A 20,110-nucleotide genomic window follows, 5' to 3' on the forward strand; every position below is an offset into this window, starting at 1 on the left:
AGAGCTTTAGCTCTTCCTTTTTTAGTGCTATAATAGAAAACGAATACAAGAGGTCTTAGGCAATAAAAATTGTCTAAGTCTCCTTGTTGAATCGAAATTCATGGAGGGATCTTATGACAACTTTAGACAATGTGAACTGGCTAGAAGAGGTAACCAACCGTAAAGAAGCCTTATTTGAAGATCTATTTCGTTTGCTCCGAATTCGGTCTGTTCGTGAGGACCACTTAGCGACCGCTGAAGCCCCAGTCGGACCTGGACCTAAGGAAGCTTTAGAAGAATTCTTGAAGATGGCTCAAGAAGATGGATTCGAAACGAAACAATTTGGTCCTTTGGTGGGACGGGTTGAACTTGGCCAAGGAGATACGACTTTAGGGATTCTAGGTCATATGGATGTTGTGCCTGAAGGAAGTGGCTGGGATACGGATCCATATGAACCAGTTGTCAAGGACGGACGGATTTATGCGCGTGGATCTTCAGATGATAAGGGACCAACGGTCGCTGCATATTTTGCACTTAAGCTATTACGTGAACTTGGAGCAGAGTTTAACCAAAAGATTCATGTCATTGTCGGTTCAGATGAGGAATCGGGTTGGATGTGCATGGATCACTATGCAGAAGTTGAAGAAATGCCAGATTATGGCTTCTCGCCCGACGCTCAATTCCCCATTATCAATGGTGAGAAAGGAAATGTATCTGCTCATCTGACAATTCCAGTGGGTGAATCTGCTAATGGCTTGAACCAATTAGCTCAATTTGAAGCGGGCTTACGACCTAATATGGTACCAGAAGCGGCGATTGCTGTCGTGAAGGCTGAACATCCTGAAGAAATGATGGAAGATTTTGGACAGTATCTAGCAGATAAGCCTGTCACAGGTAAAGTAACACATGAAAGTGATTGCTTGAACTTTGAGGTGAATGGTAAGTCAGCCCATGGGTCAACACCAGAGAAGGGACACAATGCTGGAACTTACTTAGCTGAATTCTTAAAGCAATATGACTTCAAATCCAAAGCAGAGAACGACTTCTTAGACCTCGTAGGTAATACCCTCCATGATGACTTTGAAGGGGTAAAATTAGGTGTCAATATTGAAGATGAGATTATGGGGGCTCTCTCCATGAACGTCGGAATCATCAAGTTCAACTTAACGGATGGTGGTTTTGTTGATGCGAATTTCCGCTATCCAAAAGGGACAGACGAGGAAATAATTCAAAAAGCAATCGAACAGGCACTAGCCAATGCGCATTCTTCTGCCAAAGTGGTGATGAGTGATGGCAAAGGACCTCACTATGTGTCACCAGAAGATCCAATGGTCAAGGTAATGCTAGAGGTATACTCTAAACAGACAGGACTCGAATCCTATGAGAAGACAATTGGGGGCGGAACTTATGGTCGGTTGATGGACCGTGGGGTATCTTTTGGAGCCCTCTTCCCTGACTCAATTGATGTGATGCATCAGGCGAATGAGTTCTTGGCAATTGATGATCTCTTACGGGCAACGGCTATCTATGCTGAAGTGATTTATCGTTTAGCTTGCCAATAATTAATTAGTCAATAACTAGGCAAACCCTCGCTAGAGGGTTTGCTTTTTTATTTTCCTTCTAGTATTCTTCAATGGAGTCAATAGAAGGAGGTAGAGCAAATGCTGAGGATCGAGTCCAAACAAAATCCACGGATCAGGGCTTGGCGTAAATTACAAACCGCCAAGAACCGGCGTAAACAAGGTCGCTATCTAGTAGAAGGAGACCATTTACTTGAGGAAGCTTTGAGTCATCAGGCCCTCATTGAAACGGTCCTCTATGTAGAAGACTACATGGGTCCACTTTTAAACCAGGTGCTAGAGCGGAAGATTGAAATGATTCAGGTCAGTCGCGATATTTTTAAAGAGCTAGCAATGACAGAAACTCCCCAAGGAATTATGGCCGTGATCAAAATGGATACCTCATCCATGACCGACTTGAAGGGGCAAAGCTATTTAATTTGTGATGCCATTCAAGATCCAGGTAATTTAGGCACCATGATCCGTACCGCAGATGCTGCAGGATGGGATGGGGTCCTATTAGCACCAGGTTGTGTTGACCTTTATAATGATAAGGTCTTAAGGGCAAGCCAAGGATCAATTTGGCATCTACCGATTGTCATGGCTTCTAACCAAGAAATTTATGATGCCTTAAAGAGTCAAGACTTACCGATCTATGTGACAGCCCTGCACCAGGAGGCGAATTCTTACCGAGCAATAACTCAACCACCTGGAGGACTTGTTTTAGGTAATGAAGGTCAGGGTGTGGGGAGCTTCTGGTTAGAGAAGGCGGATCAGACCCTCTACATTCCCATGTCCGGTCAAGCAGAGTCATTGAATGTCGCCATAGCAGCAGGTGTTCTGCTATTTCATTGGTCAAGGCTGAGTGAGTGAATTTTTACTTAATCTTTACAAGAAATTTACATAATGTTCATACCTTTTAGCTATAATTAAACGTGTAATTGAAAGGGGAGATTGGATCGATGGCTTTAGCTTGGCGTGATAATGAAGAGTACATGGCAATTGTAGCGGATTTAATGGACCAACAATGTGTTAAAGATTTAGAAAGCTTTGTCCACCACAAAGTAACCAACCGCCTAGCTCACTCGATCTCCGTATCTTATCGATCCTATCGGTTAGCCAAGCGTTTGAAGCTTGATGCGGTGGCAACTGCCCGAGCAGGTCTCTTACATGACTTGTTCTTCTATGAGTCGTGCGATAAGCACCAGGTCGGTGGCAGGGGCCATAATTATGAACACCCCCGCATTGCCTTGCAAAATGCTCTTAAAATCACGGATCTATCGGACAAAGAGCGCGATATTATCCTAAAGCATATGTTTGGCGCGACTTTAGCCTTTCCAAAATATGGCGAATCTTATATCGTGACCTTGATGGATAAACATACTGCTATTTGTGAGTGGTGTGATGGGACAAGCCGTTACTTCCGTCAGTATCTCAAGCGTTTGAAGCTTGCCAGCTAAGTGAATCAGCTATAAAAAGAATCCAGACTGGTGAACAGACCGGTCTGGATTCTTTTATAGAGGTCTTAGTTAGAAGGTGAAACGAGGCGTATTTTTACATTGGGGGAACCAGCGAGTAACTTGGAGACAGGACAGCGTCTTTCGGCTATTTTGAGGAATTCTTCTGCTTGATTTTGTTCCAAATGCGGTAACATAATTTGACCGTCCACAAAGAATTCAAAGCCTTGACTGCCCTTTGATAATTCGACGACCACCCGAACTTGTGATTGATGAGGAATACCACGTCGGTCTTCTTCTGCCTGGATGGTCGCATTTAAACAAGTTGCTAGCGCCATACCAATTAATTGTTCAGGGTTGGTTCCAACAGCTTGAGAATCCAAAGGACTCGATACTGGGAGACGAAGGCCATGGGGTTCATCGACATAAACCTGGCCAGGTAGGCCATCTGCATTCACAATTTCGGTGTGGTACAAGGCTTTATTTTGAAAGAGATCCATAAATGTTTCACTCCTTGATTGGATTTACCTTCATTGTAGATGTTTAGAGCCAAAATACAAGCTATGTAGAATGTTGACCCCTTGTTCATTTCAAGCTATACTAATCTTAGTTATCAAAAAAGTGATGACAAGGGCTTTTATTAGCAGAGCATTCAAGGGAGATCTGGTAGAGTGGGAACAGATCATGTCAAGCTAATGGATTTCACCCTTCGAGCTGATCTGTTAATTGTGCGTGGCACAAGAAAAGGATACCTTCATTGGGGTTAACAATGCAAAGTGCTTGAATCTGTTCAAGAACAAGGGTGGTACCACGGTAGCGCGTCCCTTTTAGGAGGGGTGGGCTTATTTTTTTATTATTTGAAGCGGTTATGAATGAATAGGAGGAGTCAAATGGCAGTCCAGATCACACATCTACAAGAGCAAGTGGAGGCTTTAATCTCCCAGGCTTTACAGGCGATTCAAAGGAGTCAATCAACTCAAGATTTACAAGCGATTCGGGTCCAATATACAGGTAAGAAGGGAGCCCTCACTCAAGTCTCTAAACAGATGAAAGACTTAGATCCAGCTGATAAGCCTCAATTAGGTCAATTAATTAGTCAGTTTCACCAAGCATTTAATGGTGCGATGGAAAGCAAGCAAGCGGAACTCTCCCAGAAAGAATTGCAAGACCGGCTGATTAGTGAACAGGTGGATGTGACCCTACCAGGTCATCAATTCCCGATCGGAAGCCGTCATATTATTACTCAGACTCGAGAGGAGTTAGAAGACCTCTTCTTGGGGATGGGTTATCAAATTATAGAAGGGCCAGAGGTAGAGGTGGACCTCTATAACTTTGAGAAGATGAACCTTCCCAAAAACCACCCTGCACGCGATATGCAGGACACCTTCTATATCTCGGAAGAGGTGCTTTTAAGAACGCACACCTCACCTGTTCAGGCTCGTACGATGGAACAACATGACTTTGATCAACAGGGTCCGCTTAAAATGGTCTCACCAGGCAAAGTCTTCCGTCGAGATGACGATGATGCGACCCACTCCCACCAATTCCATCAAATGGAAGGACTGGTCGTAGCGGAAGGGATTACGCTGGCTGATTTGAAAGGAACTTTGAGCCAATTTGCTAAAGCCTTCTTTGGAGAAGAACGTGAGATTCGGTTACGTCCCTCCTTCTTTCCTTTTACGGAACCATCGGTTGAGGTCGACGTCTCTTGCTTCAAGTGTGGTGGCAAGGGTTGCTCCGTCTGTAAGCAGACAGGGTGGATTGAAGTCCTTGGTGCTGGGGTGGTCCATCCAAATGTACTCGAGATGTCAGGGATTGATTCAAGCAAGTATTCTGGTTTTGCCTTTGGTGTTGGAATAGATCGGGTGGCAATGCTGAAATATAATATCGATGATATTCGCCATTTCTACCAAAATGATTTACGCTTCTTAAAGCAGTTTCAAGGAGGTCAAAACTAATGTTTGTATCCTATCAATGGTTGTCTGAAATGCTCGATTTGGCTGCTTATCCAGCAGAAGAATTGGCGGAACAGATTTCACGGACGGGAATTGAAATTGAAGGGGTCAAAAACTATGCCGACCATCTTCAAGGACCGATTGTCGTGGGACAAGTGATCCAACAAGAACCACATCCTAATTCAGATCACTTGCAGATTACCCAAGTCAAGGTGGGGGAAGAAGACGTCCGCCAAATTATCTGTGGTGCACCCAATGTTCACCAGGGCGCTAAGGTAATTGCAGCGCTTGAAGGATCGGTTCTACCTGGTGATTTCAAGATTAAGACCTCTAAACTCAGAGGGGAAGAATCTCGAGGAATGCTCTGCTCTTATCAGGAGTTAGGTTTTCCAGAGAATGTGATTCCCAAGGAATTTGTGGATGGCATCGTCTTATTACCAGAAGAGGCAACAGTAGGAGCATCGATCATTGACTATCTTCAGTTAGATGATCCGATTCTCGAACTGTCGATTACACCTAACCGGGCGGATGCCCTTTCCATGAGAGGGACCGCTTATGAAGTTGGGGCAATTGTTAATCAGACGCCCCACTTTGACATATTAGACTTTGATCCGGGTCATCAATCAGAAACAAATGCGATTCAAGAGGTGACCGTCAAATCGGCCAACAGAGACTTGTCTGCCATTTATCAATTACGTCTGATTCATGATGTTGTGATTCAACCGAGTCCCTTAAACATTCAATTACGCTTGATGAAGGCCAATGTCCGACCAATTAATAATATTGTCGATGCAACCAATTATATGCTGATTCTATATGGTCAACCCCTTCATGCCTTTGATTTTGACCGGTTACCGGGTAAAAATATTGGTATCCGGAAGGCGAAAGAAGAGGAGGTCTTAACCACTTTAGATGAGACCCAACGGACACTCGATCCAGAAGATATTGTCATCACTGCGGCTGATCAGGCGGTTGCGCTAGCAGGGCTGATGGGTGGATACGATAGTCATGTAACGGCTGACACACGAAATGTTCTTTTGGAAGCAGCTGACTTTGATGGGCAAGCCATTCGCAAGACTTCGCGTCGATTGGGCTTACGTTCGGAATCCAGTGCACGTTTTGAAAAGGGCATTAATCAAGCAACGGTTGCAAGTGCGGGTGAACAAGCAGCCCTGATGATGGCCCAACTTGCTGGAGGCCAAGTCGAAGAACAGTTTGTTGAAATTGAACCTCAACTGAATCCTCCAGTGGAAGTGACCTTAGACCAAGCGGATATTTTGAATAAGATTGGAATCCAATTGAATCAAAGGGAAATTCAGGAGATCTTTGATCGTTTAGGCTTTGACCTGGCTTTCCATGGAGACCAGATGACGGTTAAGATTCCACCTAGACGGTGGGACATCCGAATACCAGCCGATATCTTGGAAGAGATTGCCCGAATCTATGGCTATGATCGAATTCCGGACACCTTACCTAAGGCGCCAAGTCAACCGGCTAAGTTAAGCTCTAGACAGCGACTCATCCGGTCGTCTCGCGCCATTTGTGAAGAAATGGGACTCCATGAGGTTGTATCTTATGTCCTAGTGTCACAAGCGATGGCTGAATTAAATGCCAGTCAAACAAGACAAGTTGAGCTGATGCTGCCAATGTCTGAAGATCGTAAGGTTCTCCGTCAATCCATGCTGCCTTCCCTATTAGAGATCGCCCGCTATAATCGGGCCCGCCATCAAGAGAGGTTAGCCTTCTATGAAATAGGAAAAGTCTTTTTTGCCCAGGAATCGATCCATCAACAACCTGAAGAAGAAGAACGATTAGCCATGCTTGTCTCCGGACAACAAGTAGGCAAACAGTGGGACACTCCAGAGAAAGCCTATGACTTCTATACCATCAAAGGGATGGTTGAAGGCTTCTTTGCCAGCATTCGCCTGGCAGACCAAGTGACTTATCAGGCAAGACAAGACCTAACCTGCATGCATCCCGGCCGGACAGCTGAAATCTATCTGCAAGACCAATGCATTGGCTTGGTTGGTCAGATCCATCCGAATCTTGCTAAGGATTATGACTTGTTAGCGGAGACTTATTTTGCGGAAGTTGACCTGGATGCGATCGACCGGGCAGTACGTGCAGACCTTCTTCAAAGTCCAATTCCGAAGTACCCAGCGACTTCGCGTGACATTGCTTTATTAGTCAATCGCGACCTGACCCACCAAGAACTCATGACGACCATCCGGTCGGCAGCGGGTGCTGACTTGATCGATTTAGAATTGTTCGACCGGTATGTGGGAGATTCGATTGCTGAAGGTAAGCAATCGCTTGCTTATCGCTTGACCTTCCAGAATCCGACTAAGACCTTAGAGGAAGAGGAAGTCAAGCAAGCAATGGATCAAGTCTATGAGGCACTCAATCAGATTGACCAGCTTGAAATTCGTTAACATCCTCATGACCCAAGTCTTAACGATCGATCCATCAGCCGAACGGCTTCCACGCTAAAGGGGAAGCCGTTCGTTTTTTTCTTTTGGATTCGAACCGGTCATTCCAGGTTAAAAGATCAGTAAATATTATTAGAGTAAGATTGACAACGCTTTTCTTTCAAGGTACCCTAAGGCTAGGATGATACCTAAAAGTCATTTATTATTCTGAGGAGGTTTTATTTTGTTAGATATTTATAAGTATCAAGCACCTGACTTTACAGCAGAAGCCTTTGCGCAAGCTCCGGATGTGACAACAGCGTCCGTGACCAAGGACGGAATCGTGCCCTCTGGTTTCTACTTGACAACCCATATGCCGACCTACTATCGGGTAAAGGGAGAATGGCGCTTACCTAAGCGGTCTTCATTGAACTGTGTAGCGGTTCTTGCGGAAGATCAAGTGGTGATTAAAGAGATCCGTGATGTTAAGGTTGGCGACGAGATCGTGATGGGACGAGGCATTGATGCCAGCCAAGGAATCTTCGTTCACAAGGATGGGTTTGATCCTGCTGTGACACGTAATGGAGGAGACTTTGTCGAAGCGGCCAATACCTCAAATTATAATTTAATCTATGACCTGCTCAAATATGAGAAAGAAAATAATGGCTATATCGCCTGGGTCTTAGGTCCAGCTGTGGTCTTCGACCATAATACGCGGAATGGACTGTCTAAATTAGCTGAGAATGGCTATGTTCATTCGCTCTTAGGTGGAAATGCCATGTGTACCCATGACCTTGAAGGCGGCTATCTGAACACTGCTTTGGGTCAAGATATTTATACCCAAGAATCAGACCCCATGGGTCACTATAACCATTTAGATCTCTTGAATGCCGTACGACGGACAGGATCCATTAAAGAATTTATCGCCGAAGGGAACGTGAAGGACGGCTTTATTAAGACTTTAGTGAAGTTAGATGTTCCGATCGTATTAGCCGGCTCCATCCGGGATGATGGTCCATTACCGGAAGTGACGAGTGATGTCTATGAATCCTTGACCAATGCGAGCGAAGAATTGGCTAAAGCAACGCTGGTCGTTTGTTTAGCGACGACCCTTCACTCCGCTTCCAGTGCTGAGATTTCTTCTTCCTACCGCGTAGATGAAGCAGGGAATGTTCTACCTGTCTTCTTCTATACCATTGATGTCACTGAGAATGCAGTTCGTAAGGTGTCTGCTGCACGTGATAACTTGGCCGTTCGTTCTCTGGTGACAAATGTACAGGACTTTGTAAATAACTTAGAGGATGCTCTGGTTAATGATACCTACGCGGAAGAAGACCGGGTAGAAGTCGAGGACAGTCAAGCGGTAGTTGTCCCTCAAGAGCAAGTTATTAGTGACCACCAGGTCGATTCATTATAGAAAGGGGACCATTATGAAGAAACAATTTGAATTACCTACTTATCACGAACCTGATTTCACTCAAGATAAATTTGTAAAGGCTCCTAATGCGACCCTCGTTGAAGTGGAGAAAGATGGTATCTCACCTGAAAATTACCATGCCCTATCTGTCTTTCCTGAATATTTCAAAATTAACAATAAGTGGGTCTTAGCGGTTCAAAGTCGGATGGATACGGTCTGTGTGGCACATGATACACCTGGACAAGAAAGTGTGGATATTGTTGAATTCCGTAATCTCAAGAAAGGTGATAAGGTCGTAGTCGGCCGGACTGAAGATGGGTCAGAAGGAATCTTTGTTCATACTGAAGGCTTCCTAGAGGAAGCGAGTGAAGCGGCGACTTTCGGGTTTAGAACGGGACGGTCAAGAGAAACAGCCTTTTCTAAAGATTATGATGATATCTTTGACCTATTAGAGTATGAGAAAGAAAATAATGGCTATATCACTTGGATTTTGGGGACAGCGACTTCCTTGGACCAAAAGAGCCGCCATGCTCTGCAGAAATTGGTCGAAGCGGGCTATATGAATGCCATCTTCTGTGGAACGACTGCTGTAGCAGCCGATCTTGAGTTGGGAACTTATGGCAGTGTTATTGGACAAGCCGAATACCTCAATGACCAAAATTCTTACCAAAATTATTATGAAGTGATTAATGCCGTTAATGAAGCAGGTGGTATCGAAGCTTATGTTAAGTCTGGTAAGGTTAAAGATGGCTTCGTTAAGGCATGTATCGAGAATGGGGTCGAAATCGTTATTGCGGGCACAATCCGGGACCGGTTAACTTTCCCAGATACTTATAATGATGTCTATGAAGCTCAGGACGCGATGAGAGCTCATGTTAAGAAGACTTCAACGATTATTATGACTTCCGCGATTCTCTTTACGATTGCTTCAGGAAATATGACCCCTTCATATAATGAATTTGATGGCAAGGTGCGACCCGTTTATATGTATACGGTCGATATTCAAGAATTTGCCGTGAATAAGTTGTCTGACCGTGGTACTTTGACGGCTAAGTCGATCGTGACGAATACACAAGACTTTGTCAGCCACATCTCACGGCATTTAACGCAAGATTAAGAAAGGGGCTTTGAGGCATGGAGACTAAGTACTCTGCTAGGGCAGGGATGGTCATTAAAGAAGCAAAGGACTTAGCCATTCTACACAATAATCCTCAGATTGAAGACCTGCATGTCCACCTGGCCCTCTTACAACAGAATCACTCTCCCTTGGATCAAGTTTTTGAATACTTTGCGATCGATAAAGCTAGTTACCAAAAGAAGATCCAAGCGGCGGTGGAACGTCTCAGCTCCAATCCTGGTCTTAGCAACTTATATTATAGCCGCGACTACCAGCGCCTACTTTTGCAGGCCAAAGAGGTGGCTAAGGAGCTCTATCATACCTCGATCTCGACCCTCCATCTCTTCTTGGCCCTCCTGCGGTTAGAGGGGAGTACCAGCTATCATTTTTTACAGAAGAATGGGTTTGATTATCAAGCCACTTATGATTATATCCTTGAATTGAGTCAGACTCACAACTTAAATGAGCGCTACCCACAAGGTCTAGCAGAGGTGCTCAAGCAATATGGGAGCGATTTGACGGAGGCTGCCCGGCAAGGACAGATTGATCCGGTAGTTGGAATGGATGATGAGATTAACCGGGTGATCCAGGTGCTGAGTCGACGGATCAAGAATAATCCAGTGATTGTCGGAGAACCAGGCGTCGGTAAGACGGCAGTGGTCGAAGGCCTCGCACACCGCATTGTCAACCAGGATGTTCCAGAATCCTTACGTCATCGGATGATCTTCTCCTTAAGATTGTCCGATGTCATTGCAGGTTCTAAATTAAGAGGAGAATTTGAGGAGAAGCTGCGCGAGATCTTAGATATAGTCGCCAATGCTAACCACCAAATCATCCTCTTTATTGATGAACTGCATACAGTGGTTGGTATGGGAGGCGGTTCCGGTGGTGTCGATACATCGAATATTCTTAAGCCTCTCCTTGCTCGGGGTCAGATTAATGTCATCGGTGCAACTACCCATGCTGAGTATGCGCGCTATATCCAGAAAGATGGAGCATTGGAACGGCGCTTTCAGAAGATCATCGTTCAGGAGCCATCCGTTTCGGATACCATTTCGATTCTAAGAGGGATAAAAAGTAAGTATGAAGCCTATCATGGCTTGCGAATCAAGGATGAAGCCTTAGTGGCCTGTGCTAAACTATCCGACCGTTATATCACGGGCCGTCGCTTGCCAGATAAGGCGATTGATGTGATGGATGAAGCCTGTTCGATGGTACGCACGGAAATTGACGCCATGCCGGTTGAGTTAGATGACTTGAAACGGCGTATTTTACAGTTGCAGGTTGAGAAGGTTCGCCTCAAGGAGGAGGATTCAACCAACCCAGAAGTGGCACAATTACAAGCCGAAATTGAAGAGCTGACGGACCAATTTGAAGCAGATAAGGCGAACTGGCAAAGTGAGAAACGGGCGATGAAAAAGCTACAAAAGATTCAAGATCAAATTGATCAGCTAGAGCGGCAGACATCCCAAGCCCAGCAGGAAGATGACTTTGAGGAGATTGTTAACTATTCACATGTCAAAATACCTAAACTGCGCGCTCAAGCTCAAGAATTATTGAGTCGGCCTTACCGTTATAATCTAATTGAAGAGGTGAATCGTCAGCATATCTGTGAGATCATCTCCAAGTCGAGTGGGATTCCCGTCATGGATTTGAACCAGGATGAAGTGGCCCAATTATTGAACCTGGACCAGCGGCTCCGAGAAAAAGTGATTGGACAAGAAGCAGCGATTCATCAGGTAGCAGGAAGTATTCTGAGGGCGAAAGTGGGCTTAAAAGCAGTCAATAAACCGATTGCTTCTTTTCTCTTCCTCGGTCCTACAGGTGTTGGAAAGACTTACCTAGCCAAAGTCTTGGCCAGTGAATTATACCAGGGTCCAGAAGCCCTGATTCGCTTGGACATGAGTGAGTATATGGAGAAGAACTCTGTGACTAAGTTAATTGGAGCACCTCCAGGCTACATTGGTTACGAAGAAGGGGGGCAATTAACGGAGCGGATTTTAAATCAGCCCTACTCGATTATCCTCTTTGATGAGATAGAGAAAGCCCATCCTCAGATCTTTAATTTGCTCTTACAGATATTAGATGAAGGACAGATTACAGACAACAAGGGGCGCAGGGTTGATTTTGCGAACACCTTGATCTTATTAACTTCGAATGTCGCAGGTGAGTCGGTAGGCCAAGAAGACCACCTGGAAGACCAGCTTCTTGAGACTTTCCGACCAGAGTTTCTGAATCGATTAACCGGGATTATTCCCTTCCGTCGCCTAACCAAGTCCGCAATCCGCCAGATTATTGACCTCCATCTGGAAGAGACGGTCCAATTGCTCGCCGATCGCCAATTGTCCATTGAACTCTCACCAGCGAGTGTCGAAGCGATTATGGCAGGGTCCGATTATTTAGCTTATGGATCGCGAGAAGTAGTCCGGTTGATTCATAATGAGATTGAGACACTCTTGGCAGTCGCCATTCTTCAAGGTCAAGTGAAAGACCGAGCCCAGATCCTGGTCGATTATAATGACCAGCAGCAGTTTTATATTGCTGCGATTGACTAAAATTTTTTCTAAGATGGAGGTAGCCTTATGGCTCAAAAAGTGACTTATAAAAAGACAGTCGGTCCAGAGAATGTGATCTTTTTGATTGTGTTTTTTGGGATCTTTATTGCAATTGGGAGTGTGATGGGGGCAGCCAATATGCTGTCGACCATCATGTCGACTGCTTTTGACCTGTTAGTGAATACCTGTTTGTATATTATGGCCATATCCGTCGTAGCGGGGGCCTTATCAGGAATTTTCTCTGAATTTGGTTTTGTTGCATTAGTGAATGCTTTAATTAATATTTTTATGAAACCGGTTTATGACCTACCCGGTGCTTCTTCACTTGGGGTCTTAAATTGTTATTTATCGGACAACCCAGCTATTTTGACACTGGCTGGGGAAGATAACTTTAAGCGTTACTTTAAGAAATACCAGCTTCCAGCCTTAACCAATCTGGGTACTTCATTCGGGATGGGGCTGATAGTGACCACTACTATGATGGGCTTTGCTGGAGAAGACACGGTGAAGGGGGCCCTAATTGGAAATTTGGGTGCCATCATTGGTAGTATTGTGAGTGTACGCTTGATGTTACACTTTACTCGCAAAGTATATGGCACCACAGATTGGGTGGAGACAAAGTCGTTAGAAGATGTACCGGAGGGTTATCGGACCGTCCGTCAAGGCAGTTTTGGCTCCCGTTTATTGGAAGCGCTTCTAGATGGTGGAAAGAGTGGGGTTGACATGGGCCTTGCTATTATTCCAGGTGTTATCATTATGTGTACCATGGTCCTTCTCTTAACAAACGGACCGGGACCAGATGGGGTCTACACCGGTGGACTGGGAGAGGGGATTCCTCTCTTACCCTGGATTGGGGAGAAGTTATCCTTTATTCTTACGCCGATCTTTGGCTTTTCGAGCCCCGCTTCTATTGCGGTTCCGATCACAGCACTCGGTTCAGCCGGAGCAGCTGTCGGCATGGCAGGCAAAATGGCTGCTTCTGGCATGATTACGGGGAGCGATGTGGCGGTATTTACTGCCATGTGCATGTGCTGGTCAGGTTATTTATCGACTCATATCGCCATGATGGATGCTTTGGATACTAAGGAAGTCACTGGCTATGCGATTCTGAGCCATACCATTGGCGGACTAGTGGCGGGGGCTGCAGCTAATTTGATCTTTACCCTGATTGGCTAAGCTGTAGCGATACAAGTGCGCCTGTCAATTTAATAGCAATACGAAAGCTTAGCTAAATTTCAGCTGGAATAATCGTAGGAGTTGGTCCTGCCAGTTGCAGTGAGAGATTTGAGCGGCACTCAGTTTCGAGGAGACAGCTTGTCCCTGACCGTCTGTTAAGAAAGAAGAAAACACCGAATGTGAGATCACTAGGGGGCAGAAGATCTGCCGCCATGATCTATCATTCGGTGTCTTTGTTCATTTGATATAGGGTTAATTGTTACTGGTCCGGATTTTTATAGGGGATCTTAAAGAATTTGTTTCAAGAATTCTTGCGTTCTTTCTTCCTGCGGATGGTCAAAGAGTTGGTCAGGATGGGCATCTTCAATGATATAACCCTTGTCCATGAAGACGACACGGTCTGAAACCTCACGAGCAAAGCCCATCTCATGTGTAACGACCACCATGGTCATTCCTTCTTGAGCAAGCTGCTGCATCACTGCTAGCACGTCACCGACCATCTCGGGATCCAGAGCAGAGGTTGGCTCATCAAAAAGCATGATTTCCGGATTCATGGCTAAAGCGCGAGCAATGGCCACCCGTTGTTTTTGTCCACCGGATAAGGATTGAGGATAAGAATCTGCCTTATCGCTTAGACCGACCGTTTCTAGAAGTTGTTTGGCTTTAGCGGTCGCTTCCTCTTGAGTCTGTTTGCCAAGTTCAACGGGTGCTAGGGTAATATTTTCAAGGATGGTCAAGTGGGGGAAGAGGTTAAAGTGTTGAAAAACCATCCCAATATGTTCTCTTGCCTGGTTAATATTGGTCTCGGGCGAGGTGATATCTTGCCCATTAATGGTGATGGTGCCGCCATTAATAGATTCTAACCGGTTCAAGCAGCGTAAGAGGGTAGACTTACCAGAACCAGATGGCCCAATGATACAGACGACTTCCCCTTCTTCAACGGTCAGATCGATTGATTTTAAGACTTGATTCTTTCCGAAAGACTTACTTAAGTGGCTGACTTGGATGATTGACATATTAGTAGACCAGCTCCTTTTCGATTCGTTGAGATAATTTGGTTAAGATCATAATGATCACCACATAGATAAAGCCAACAATGAGCCACATCGACCCTGATTGGTAAGTTCGAGCGATAATGATTCGACCCGTTTGAGTTAATTCAACCAGTCCAATCACTGATAGGATCGAAGTATCCTTTAAAGTAATAACAAATTGATTAATAAAGGAAGGCAGCATCATCTTAAAGGCTTGAGGTAAGATAATCTTCTTCATGGTCGTTTTACGTGAGAGACCTAAGGAGCGCCCGGCTTCCATCTGCCCTTTAGCAATTGACTGGATTCCTCCTCGAACGATTTCAGCGACGTAGGCCGCTGCGTTCAAGCCAAGGGTTAAGACACCAGCGAGCGTATTTTAGAATTGAACACCCGTCATTTGGGGGAGTCCAAAGTAGATAAAGAAGGCCAAAACTAGTAGAGGCAATCCTCGCATAATGTCAATATAGAAGGTGGCAATGGCTGCAAGGAAACGATTGTGACTGGCCTTCATGAGGCCGAGAAGCGTTCCCAGAATAAAAGCCACCAAGAGTGAAATGATTGTAATTAATAAGGTGCTTCCAAGTCCCTTCATGAGGGCTGGAAAGTTGTCTAGGAACTGGCCAACAAAAGAGGTATCAATTTCTTGGACTTGATCGCCTGTGTAACGCTCAATGATTTGGTCATAGATCCCAGATTCCTTAATATTGGTTAGACCGGCATTAAAGCGGTCTAAGAGCTCATGATCGCCTTCTTTGTTAATGGCAAAGCCTAAGTCTAGTAATTCCATCTCTTCGCCAATCAGACGTAAGTCAATCGTGCCAGTCTTCGTGGCATAGGCCATGACGGGATAGTCTTCAATGACGGCCGTACTGTTACCTGAAATGACATCTTGATACATATTGACTGAATCTTCAAAGGTGACCACTTCAAATTGGTAATCCTCTTGCAAACGATTAGCAATATCATGCCCTTGTGAGCCGATTTTAGTCGCAATGGTATGACCCTTTAAGTCTTCAATCTCTTGGATGTCCGAGCTTTCCTTGACTGCAAACATGGATCCCACCTGGAAGTAGGGATCGGAGAAGTCGAAGGATTCCTTGCGCTCTTCGGTAATCCCCATGGCCCCGATCATCCCATCTGCTTGTTGACTCTCGAGTGCTTGGAGGCCGGAAGAGAAGGGCATTAACTCATATTCAATATTAAAATTCTGGTCCTCAGCGATGGCTTCAAGAATTTCAATATCAATACCAATTAACTTACCTGTATTGTCAGTAAATTCAAAGGGGGCATAATCCGTAGCAGTGATGATTGAATACGTCGGTTGTTCTTGGTCCTGGGCTAAGGTGATTTCAGGCCTAAAATGAAGACCTAAAACTGATAAAAGTGCTAGTAGGGTCAGGGTAAAGTGACAAAAGTGCCTTGTTATTTTATTCATTGAGTTTTAATCACTCCTTTCTATTAGTATAAAATTAGGAAAATAAATTTGCAAAAGATAAGCATGTTTTCATGTTTATGGCTTTATATTAGCCTTTTTTAAGGATGTGGTATTCTATTATTTGAAAACTATCATTTAATTGAAAGTCAAAAAGCAGCCTCGCGAGGCTGCTTTTTTGTACAAATCTATAGGCTAAGCAATTTGCCATTTAGCTATGGCTTGTAGGTATTTCTCATTGATGACACTCGTATCACTCAAAAGATCGATCGGGTGTTGGTGCCGGTTGGTAAAGATTAAGAGGACCATCAGCCAGGGAACGTAATAGCAGATCACTCGACCAAAGAATTCACGAATGATGAGGGCCGAGAAGGTCAAATGAGTGTGGGGACCATTCAGCGGAACAACCCGCAAATTGAAGAGGATCTTACCAGGTGTTTGGCCTTTTAAGCTAGCGGTCGCAAGAGTGAAGTATAGGCAATAGATTAGTAAACTAGCGAGTTTAGGAATTAATCCATTGGCTAGAGCGACTTGGTCTAGTCCCAGGAGATTGAATAGCAAGCGCGTGATGAAATGAATCAGAATCCAGTCGACAGCATAGGCGGCGAATCGGATCCAAAAGCCAGCGAAGGCTTCTACTGGCACTTGGTCATAGCCATTTGCAACCAGGTCTTCTTGTTGGCGAACCAGGGCTTGGTCATCGATATCTTGTGGGTGAAATTTTAATTTTGGCTCAGGGGAATGACCGCCTTTAGGAGCGAGGCCTGCTTGGGCTGCTTTCTTGTGGCTTGTTTCTTCAATAGAATTAAGCTTTTCTTGAGAATTAAGCTTTTCTTGCTGATCCTTATTAGCGGACTCAGGGTTTGGCTCTTCAAATTTGGGAGCAGTTGATTGGATCGAATCCTTTTGCTGGGCATCAAGTTTCGGATCAGTTGGTTGGATCGAACCTGCTTGCTGGTCGTCAAGCTGAGTGACTTGGCCCTTAAATCCTGGATCAGAGCCTGAAGGTTGATCGCCAGTTGCTTGGCTAGTCATTGAAGAATGGGGAGAACTTGATTGAACGGTCCTCGCTGACTTAAAAATTTGTTGTAGGGAGGTCTGGTCTAATTTATTTACTTGCATGGTCGAACCCACCTTCCCAGCGGTATTCAACTTTCACTTTTTGTGCCTCTTCAATTCGATTGATCACTTGATCAAATTGTTCAGCATAATTCGGTTCACTCTTCATAAAAGGAGAGAAGAGAGAAGCAAATTTGTCCTTGCTAGAGATTTTTTCAAAGACCTCTGCCCCTTCTAGGTTATTTTCTTCGCGAATCAGATCGATGACTTGACGGTAATATTTAAGATCGTCAATTAATCCATTTTTGACAGCTTGGGAAGCCGTGTAGATCCGACCATCGGCTAATTCACGGACTTGTTCTTCCGACATGCCACGTCCTTCCATCACCACATGGACAAAGCGGTCAAAGCTTTCGTTGATATAATTCTGCATGACCATCTTTTCCTCTTCAGTCATCTCGCGGTGGTTTGATCCCATATCCTTTAAATCACCAGATTTGAAGACGTATTGGTCAATTCCAATTTTCTCAAAGAGCTCTTGCATATTCATACCAGAAGTAATAACCCCAATGGAACCTGTGATAGTTTCGGGAGTGGCATAGATCTTATCAGCTAAGGTCGCAAAGTAGTAACCGGCTGAAGCTGCCACGGCTCCCATGCTGGCATAGACTGGGATATCGCGCTCTGCCATCACTTCTTTGAAGAGGTCATAAGCCTCACGAGTCTCATAGACGGCTCCACCTGGCGTGTCGATTTCTAAGAGGACGGCCTTGATAGTCTCATCTTGCCGAATCTGCTCAATGGTATCGAGGATCAATTCCTGTTGGTAACTAGTAGAATTTGCAGCAATCGCTCCCTTAATCGGGATCACCAAGATCCGCGATTGGTTGTTACCGGGTTCACGTACTTCTTCTTGGAAGCCCGCATCTTTGTTAAAAAGCTGGTTGAAGGACTCACTGGCCAATTTTTCTTCCATAGTTGGCTGATTTTGTGGCTTTAGAGCAGTTGAAAGACTCGCTGCTACGACCAGAATCAAGGCAAAGGCGACAACGATCCATTTCTTTTTATTCATATGCTTCACACCTTTCTGAAATCAGTTTATCATGATTCAATCGCGACCGATAACAAAAACCCTTAAAAATCAAAAAGAACGAGCTTGTGGCTCGTTCAGGAGGGATTATAAGTGATTGGCTTCAAATTGGTCGAGTAGTTGGCGGGCTTGGTCGGAATCTTCCGCTTCCATCAACTGGATGCGGAGATCGTTCGCCCCCTTAAATTCACGGATATAGATCTTGAAAGACCGTCTCAAGGCAGGGAAGGGCTTAAGTTGATACTGGTCAAATAGGTCTAAATGATAACGGAAAAGATCAATTAACTCCTTAGCAGAGTGATCGCGAGCTTTTTGTTCAAAGGCAAAAGGATTCTTAAAGATACCTCGTCCGATCATGATCCCATCGATGCCATATTGGTCTGCTAACTCTTGGCCAATTTGACGGTCGGGTATGTCCCCATTAATGGTGATGAGAGTATCGGGTGCCAGGCGGTCACGTAAGTTAGCAATCTCGCCTATCAAGTCCCAGTGGGCTGGCACTTTGGACATCTCTGTCTTGGTTCTCAAATGAATTGAAAGGTTGGCAATTCCCTGGTCTAGCAGGAGCGAGAGCCAGTCCTGGTATTCACTGATCTTATGATGGCCAAGACGGGTCTTGACGGAGACCGGGATTTCACCTTCTTTGGCTGCATGAATTAAGTCAATCGCTATTTGTGGACGCAAGATCAGTCCAGCTCCTCGACCATGCTTGAAGACATTTGGAGCAGGACATCCCATATTGAGATCAATCCCCGCAAAGCCTTCTTCCCGCATTCCTTTGGCCATTTGAGCAAAGAATTGGGGTTTATCGCCCCAAATATGGGCAACAATCGGCTGCTCACTTTCTACTTTTAATAAGCGCCCGCGCACTGAATCTTGACCTTGAGGGTGGCAGTAGCTTTCTGAATTGGTAAATTCAGTAAAGAAGACATCCGGCCGGCCAGCCTTCGCAATTACCTGACGAAAGCAGACATCCGTGACATCTTCCATCGGGGCGAGGACAAAGAAAGGACGGGGTAAAGTTTGCCAGAAATTTTCGACCATAACGTAGCTCCTTTGTATTTTATTTCCAAGCGAAAAGGAGTGATCTGATCACTCCTTTTAGAGATGGTACTGATTCTTTATAAATATTGAATAGCTTACCATATTTACTGGAAAAGACAAGCCTTAATCTTGGCTACCGCGCTTGGCTTGACGGTCTTTAATCATTGCAGCATCCCTTGCCAAATCAAGGGGACGTTCTGGTGGTTCGAAGAGGTTGTCACCAGGATGCAGAACGCGGACTACCCATTCGGGCTTTATGCGCCAGATATTGCCTTGCACATTGAAGGTGCCCCAATCTTCAATCTCAAAGATACGCTCCCAGGAAGCCTTGATCTTCTCTTTCATTTCAGGATAGAGGCCTTTGTACCGGTCGGTAAATAAGAAGTGGCCACTTTGAATGCCTAAAGCTTGCAATTCCTTCTGATGCGCTTTAGCATCCTGATCATCTTTGGGGATATAGAGATAGTTCAAGACATAGTCCCACTTCATTCCATCAAAGTAGATGATCTCCTCTTTGGGGACTTTGAGACAATAGCAAATCGAATTATATTCAGGCTTCATGCAATACTTGTCCGTAACGGAACCCCAGATAGGGTACTCTGTTCCTTCAGGACGTGGAACGCGCTTTTCAGCCATCTCGACGAAGGTCCGGTAACGGTCCATGAAATACTGGGCATCAGGACCTGTATGTAGGCGGACATAGAGTTCCTTGTTGGTGATTTCACCTTTTTGGATTAACTCAAAGATCGAATTCTCATGTTGACGGGTAAATAGATCAACAAAATCTTCCATATTAGCTCCACCCCTTTGCCTTCATTCTACTTAAAT

The 20,110-nt window shown here is 44.9% G+C and carries 16 protein-coding genes and 1 pseudogene; 9 read left to right on the forward strand and 8 right to left on the reverse strand.

Going from position 1 to position 20,110, the window contains the following annotated elements:
* Window positions 1–113: 113 nt before the first annotated feature.
* From pepV to HMPREF9708_RS06015, 3 genes are all read left to right on the forward strand, one after another.
* Window positions 114–1,541 carry a dipeptidase PepV gene (gene pepV / locus HMPREF9708_RS06005; protein ID WP_006309347.1) on the forward strand — a complete coding sequence of 476 codons (1,428 nt, stop codon included), beginning with the start codon at window positions 114–116 and terminating at the stop codon, window positions 1,539–1,541.
* 99 nt (window positions 1,542–1,640) lie between these two features.
* Window positions 1,641–2,411, forward strand: coding sequence for a TrmH family RNA methyltransferase (locus HMPREF9708_RS06010; RefSeq protein ID WP_006309348.1), 771 nt, complete (start codon window positions 1,641–1,643; stop codon window positions 2,409–2,411).
* 89 nt (window positions 2,412–2,500) lie between these two features.
* Window positions 2,501–2,998: an HD domain-containing protein gene (locus HMPREF9708_RS06015; protein WP_006309349.1), complete on the forward strand. Its 498-nt coding sequence runs from the start codon at window positions 2,501–2,503 to the stop codon at window positions 2,996–2,998.
* Between the two features lie 65 nt (window positions 2,999–3,063).
* Here the strand turns inward: HMPREF9708_RS06015 and HMPREF9708_RS06020 are convergent, their stop codons facing one another.
* Window positions 3,064–3,495, reverse strand: a complete 432-nt coding sequence (locus HMPREF9708_RS06020) for an OsmC family protein (protein WP_006309350.1) — start codon at window positions 3,493–3,495, stop codon at window positions 3,064–3,066.
* 390 nt (window positions 3,496–3,885) lie between these two features.
* Between HMPREF9708_RS06020 and pheS the strand changes: the two genes are divergently transcribed.
* The 6 genes from pheS (at window position 3,886) to HMPREF9708_RS06050 (ending at window position 13,623) form a co-directional block, all read left to right on the forward strand.
* Window positions 3,886–4,953: a phenylalanine--tRNA ligase subunit alpha gene (gene pheS / locus HMPREF9708_RS06025; RefSeq protein ID WP_006309351.1), complete on the forward strand. Its 1,068-nt coding sequence runs from the start codon at window positions 3,886–3,888 to the stop codon at window positions 4,951–4,953.
* Window positions 4,953–7,382 (forward strand): phenylalanine--tRNA ligase subunit beta, encoded by a 2,430-nt coding sequence (gene pheT / locus HMPREF9708_RS06030; RefSeq protein ID WP_006309352.1) that lies wholly within the window; start codon window positions 4,953–4,955, stop codon window positions 7,380–7,382. The genes pheS and pheT overlap by 1 nt, the downstream gene beginning before the upstream one ends.
* Before the next feature lie 220 nt (window positions 7,383–7,602).
* On the forward strand, window positions 7,603–8,775 hold the full coding sequence (locus HMPREF9708_RS06035) for an ornithine cyclodeaminase family domain (RefSeq protein ID WP_006309353.1): 1,173 nt from the start codon (window positions 7,603–7,605) through the stop codon (window positions 8,773–8,775).
* A 13-nt stretch (window positions 8,776–8,788) separates the two neighbouring features.
* Window positions 8,789–9,892 carry a putative NPN-dependent ornithine cyclodeaminase gene (locus HMPREF9708_RS06040; RefSeq protein ID WP_006309354.1) on the forward strand — a complete coding sequence of 368 codons (1,104 nt, stop codon included), beginning with the start codon at window positions 8,789–8,791 and terminating at the stop codon, window positions 9,890–9,892.
* Window positions 9,893–9,909: 17 nt separating this feature from the next.
* The gene (locus HMPREF9708_RS06045) at window positions 9,910–12,447 is read left to right on the forward strand and encodes an ATP-dependent Clp protease ATP-binding subunit (RefSeq protein ID WP_006309355.1); all 2,538 of its coding nucleotides are present in this window, start codon (window positions 9,910–9,912) and stop codon (window positions 12,445–12,447) included.
* Between the two features lie 27 nt (window positions 12,448–12,474).
* Window positions 12,475–13,623, forward strand: coding sequence for a CD0519/CD1768 family membrane protein (locus HMPREF9708_RS06050; protein ID WP_006309356.1), 1,149 nt, complete (start codon window positions 12,475–12,477; stop codon window positions 13,621–13,623).
* Between the two features lie 287 nt (window positions 13,624–13,910).
* Here HMPREF9708_RS06050 and HMPREF9708_RS06055 read toward each other — a convergent pair whose 3' ends face one another.
* The 7 genes and pseudogenes from HMPREF9708_RS06055 to HMPREF9708_RS06080 all read right to left on the reverse strand — a co-directional run bounded on the left by HMPREF9708_RS06055 (window position 13,911) and on the right by HMPREF9708_RS06080 (window position 20,074).
* A complete protein-coding gene (locus HMPREF9708_RS06055; RefSeq protein ID WP_006309357.1) occupies window positions 13,911–14,639 on the reverse strand; it encodes an amino acid ABC transporter ATP-binding protein in 729 nt (242 codons plus the stop codon).
* A 1-nt stretch (window position 14,640) separates the two neighbouring features.
* A pseudogene (locus HMPREF9708_RS08550) lies at window positions 14,641–15,015 on the reverse strand (amino acid ABC transporter permease); the annotation flags it as partial.
* An 18-nt stretch (window positions 15,016–15,033) separates the two neighbouring features.
* Entirely contained in the window at window positions 15,034–16,092 is a 1,059-nt protein-coding gene (locus tag HMPREF9708_RS06060; protein WP_006309360.1) for an ABC transporter permease subunit, read from the reverse strand.
* 192 nt (window positions 16,093–16,284) lie between these two features.
* Window positions 16,285–17,211, reverse strand: coding sequence for an RDD family protein (locus tag HMPREF9708_RS07935; RefSeq protein WP_006309361.1), 927 nt, complete (start codon window positions 17,209–17,211; stop codon window positions 16,285–16,287).
* Complete coding sequence (sppA, locus tag HMPREF9708_RS06070) at window positions 17,198–18,220, reverse strand: signal peptide peptidase SppA (protein WP_006309362.1); 1,023 nt, start codon at window positions 18,218–18,220, stop codon at window positions 17,198–17,200. Before sppA ends, HMPREF9708_RS07935 begins: the two co-directional genes overlap by 14 nt.
* Window positions 18,221–18,325: 105 nt before the next feature.
* Entirely contained in the window at window positions 18,326–19,282 is a 957-nt protein-coding gene (locus HMPREF9708_RS06075; RefSeq protein WP_006309363.1) for a tRNA dihydrouridine synthase, read from the reverse strand.
* Between the two features lie 123 nt (window positions 19,283–19,405).
* On the reverse strand, window positions 19,406–20,074 hold the full coding sequence (locus tag HMPREF9708_RS06080; protein ID WP_006309364.1) for a DUF3841 domain-containing protein: 669 nt from the start codon (window positions 20,072–20,074) through the stop codon (window positions 19,406–19,408).
* Window positions 20,075–20,110: the final 36 nt, after the last annotated feature.

Source organism: Facklamia languida CCUG 37842, from assembly GCF_000245795.1.
GTDB lineage: Bacteria > Bacillota > Bacilli > Lactobacillales > Aerococcaceae > Facklamia > Facklamia languida.

Excerpts from the sequence above, each read along its gene's own strand:
- pepV (WP_006309347.1), top strand. The coding sequence starts at position 114 with ATGACAACTTTAGACAATGTGAACTGGCTAGAAGAGGTAACCAACCGT.
- HMPREF9708_RS06010 (WP_006309348.1), top strand. The coding sequence starts at position 1,641 with ATGCTGAGGATCGAGTCCAAACAAAATCCACGGATCAGGGCTTGGCGT.
- HMPREF9708_RS06015 (WP_006309349.1), top strand. The coding sequence starts at position 2,501 with ATGGCTTTAGCTTGGCGTGATAATGAAGAGTACATGGCAATTGTAGCG.
- HMPREF9708_RS06020 (WP_006309350.1), bottom strand. The coding sequence starts at position 3,495 with ATGGATCTCTTTCAAAATAAAGCCTTGTACCACACCGAAATTGTGAAT.
- pheS (WP_006309351.1), top strand. The coding sequence starts at position 3,886 with ATGGCAGTCCAGATCACACATCTACAAGAGCAAGTGGAGGCTTTAATC.
- pheT (WP_006309352.1), top strand. The coding sequence starts at position 4,953 with ATGTTTGTATCCTATCAATGGTTGTCTGAAATGCTCGATTTGGCTGCT.
- HMPREF9708_RS06040 (WP_006309354.1), top strand. The coding sequence starts at position 8,789 with ATGAAGAAACAATTTGAATTACCTACTTATCACGAACCTGATTTCACT.
- HMPREF9708_RS06045 (WP_006309355.1), top strand. The coding sequence starts at position 9,910 with ATGGAGACTAAGTACTCTGCTAGGGCAGGGATGGTCATTAAAGAAGCA.
- HMPREF9708_RS06050 (WP_006309356.1), top strand. The coding sequence starts at position 12,475 with ATGGCTCAAAAAGTGACTTATAAAAAGACAGTCGGTCCAGAGAATGTG.
- HMPREF9708_RS06055 (WP_006309357.1), bottom strand. The coding sequence starts at position 14,639 with ATGTCAATCATCCAAGTCAGCCACTTAAGTAAGTCTTTCGGAAAGAAT.
- HMPREF9708_RS06060 (WP_006309360.1), bottom strand. The coding sequence starts at position 16,092 with ATGAATAAAATAACAAGGCACTTTTGTCACTTTACCCTGACCCTACTA.
- HMPREF9708_RS07935 (WP_006309361.1), bottom strand. The coding sequence starts at position 17,211 with ATGCAAGTAAATAAATTAGACCAGACCTCCCTACAACAAATTTTTAAG.
- sppA (WP_006309362.1), bottom strand. The coding sequence starts at position 18,220 with ATGAATAAAAAGAAATGGATCGTTGTCGCCTTTGCCTTGATTCTGGTC.
- HMPREF9708_RS06075 (WP_006309363.1), bottom strand. The coding sequence starts at position 19,282 with ATGGTCGAAAATTTCTGGCAAACTTTACCCCGTCCTTTCTTTGTCCTC.
- HMPREF9708_RS06080 (WP_006309364.1), bottom strand. The coding sequence starts at position 20,074 with ATGGAAGATTTTGTTGATCTATTTACCCGTCAACATGAGAATTCGATC.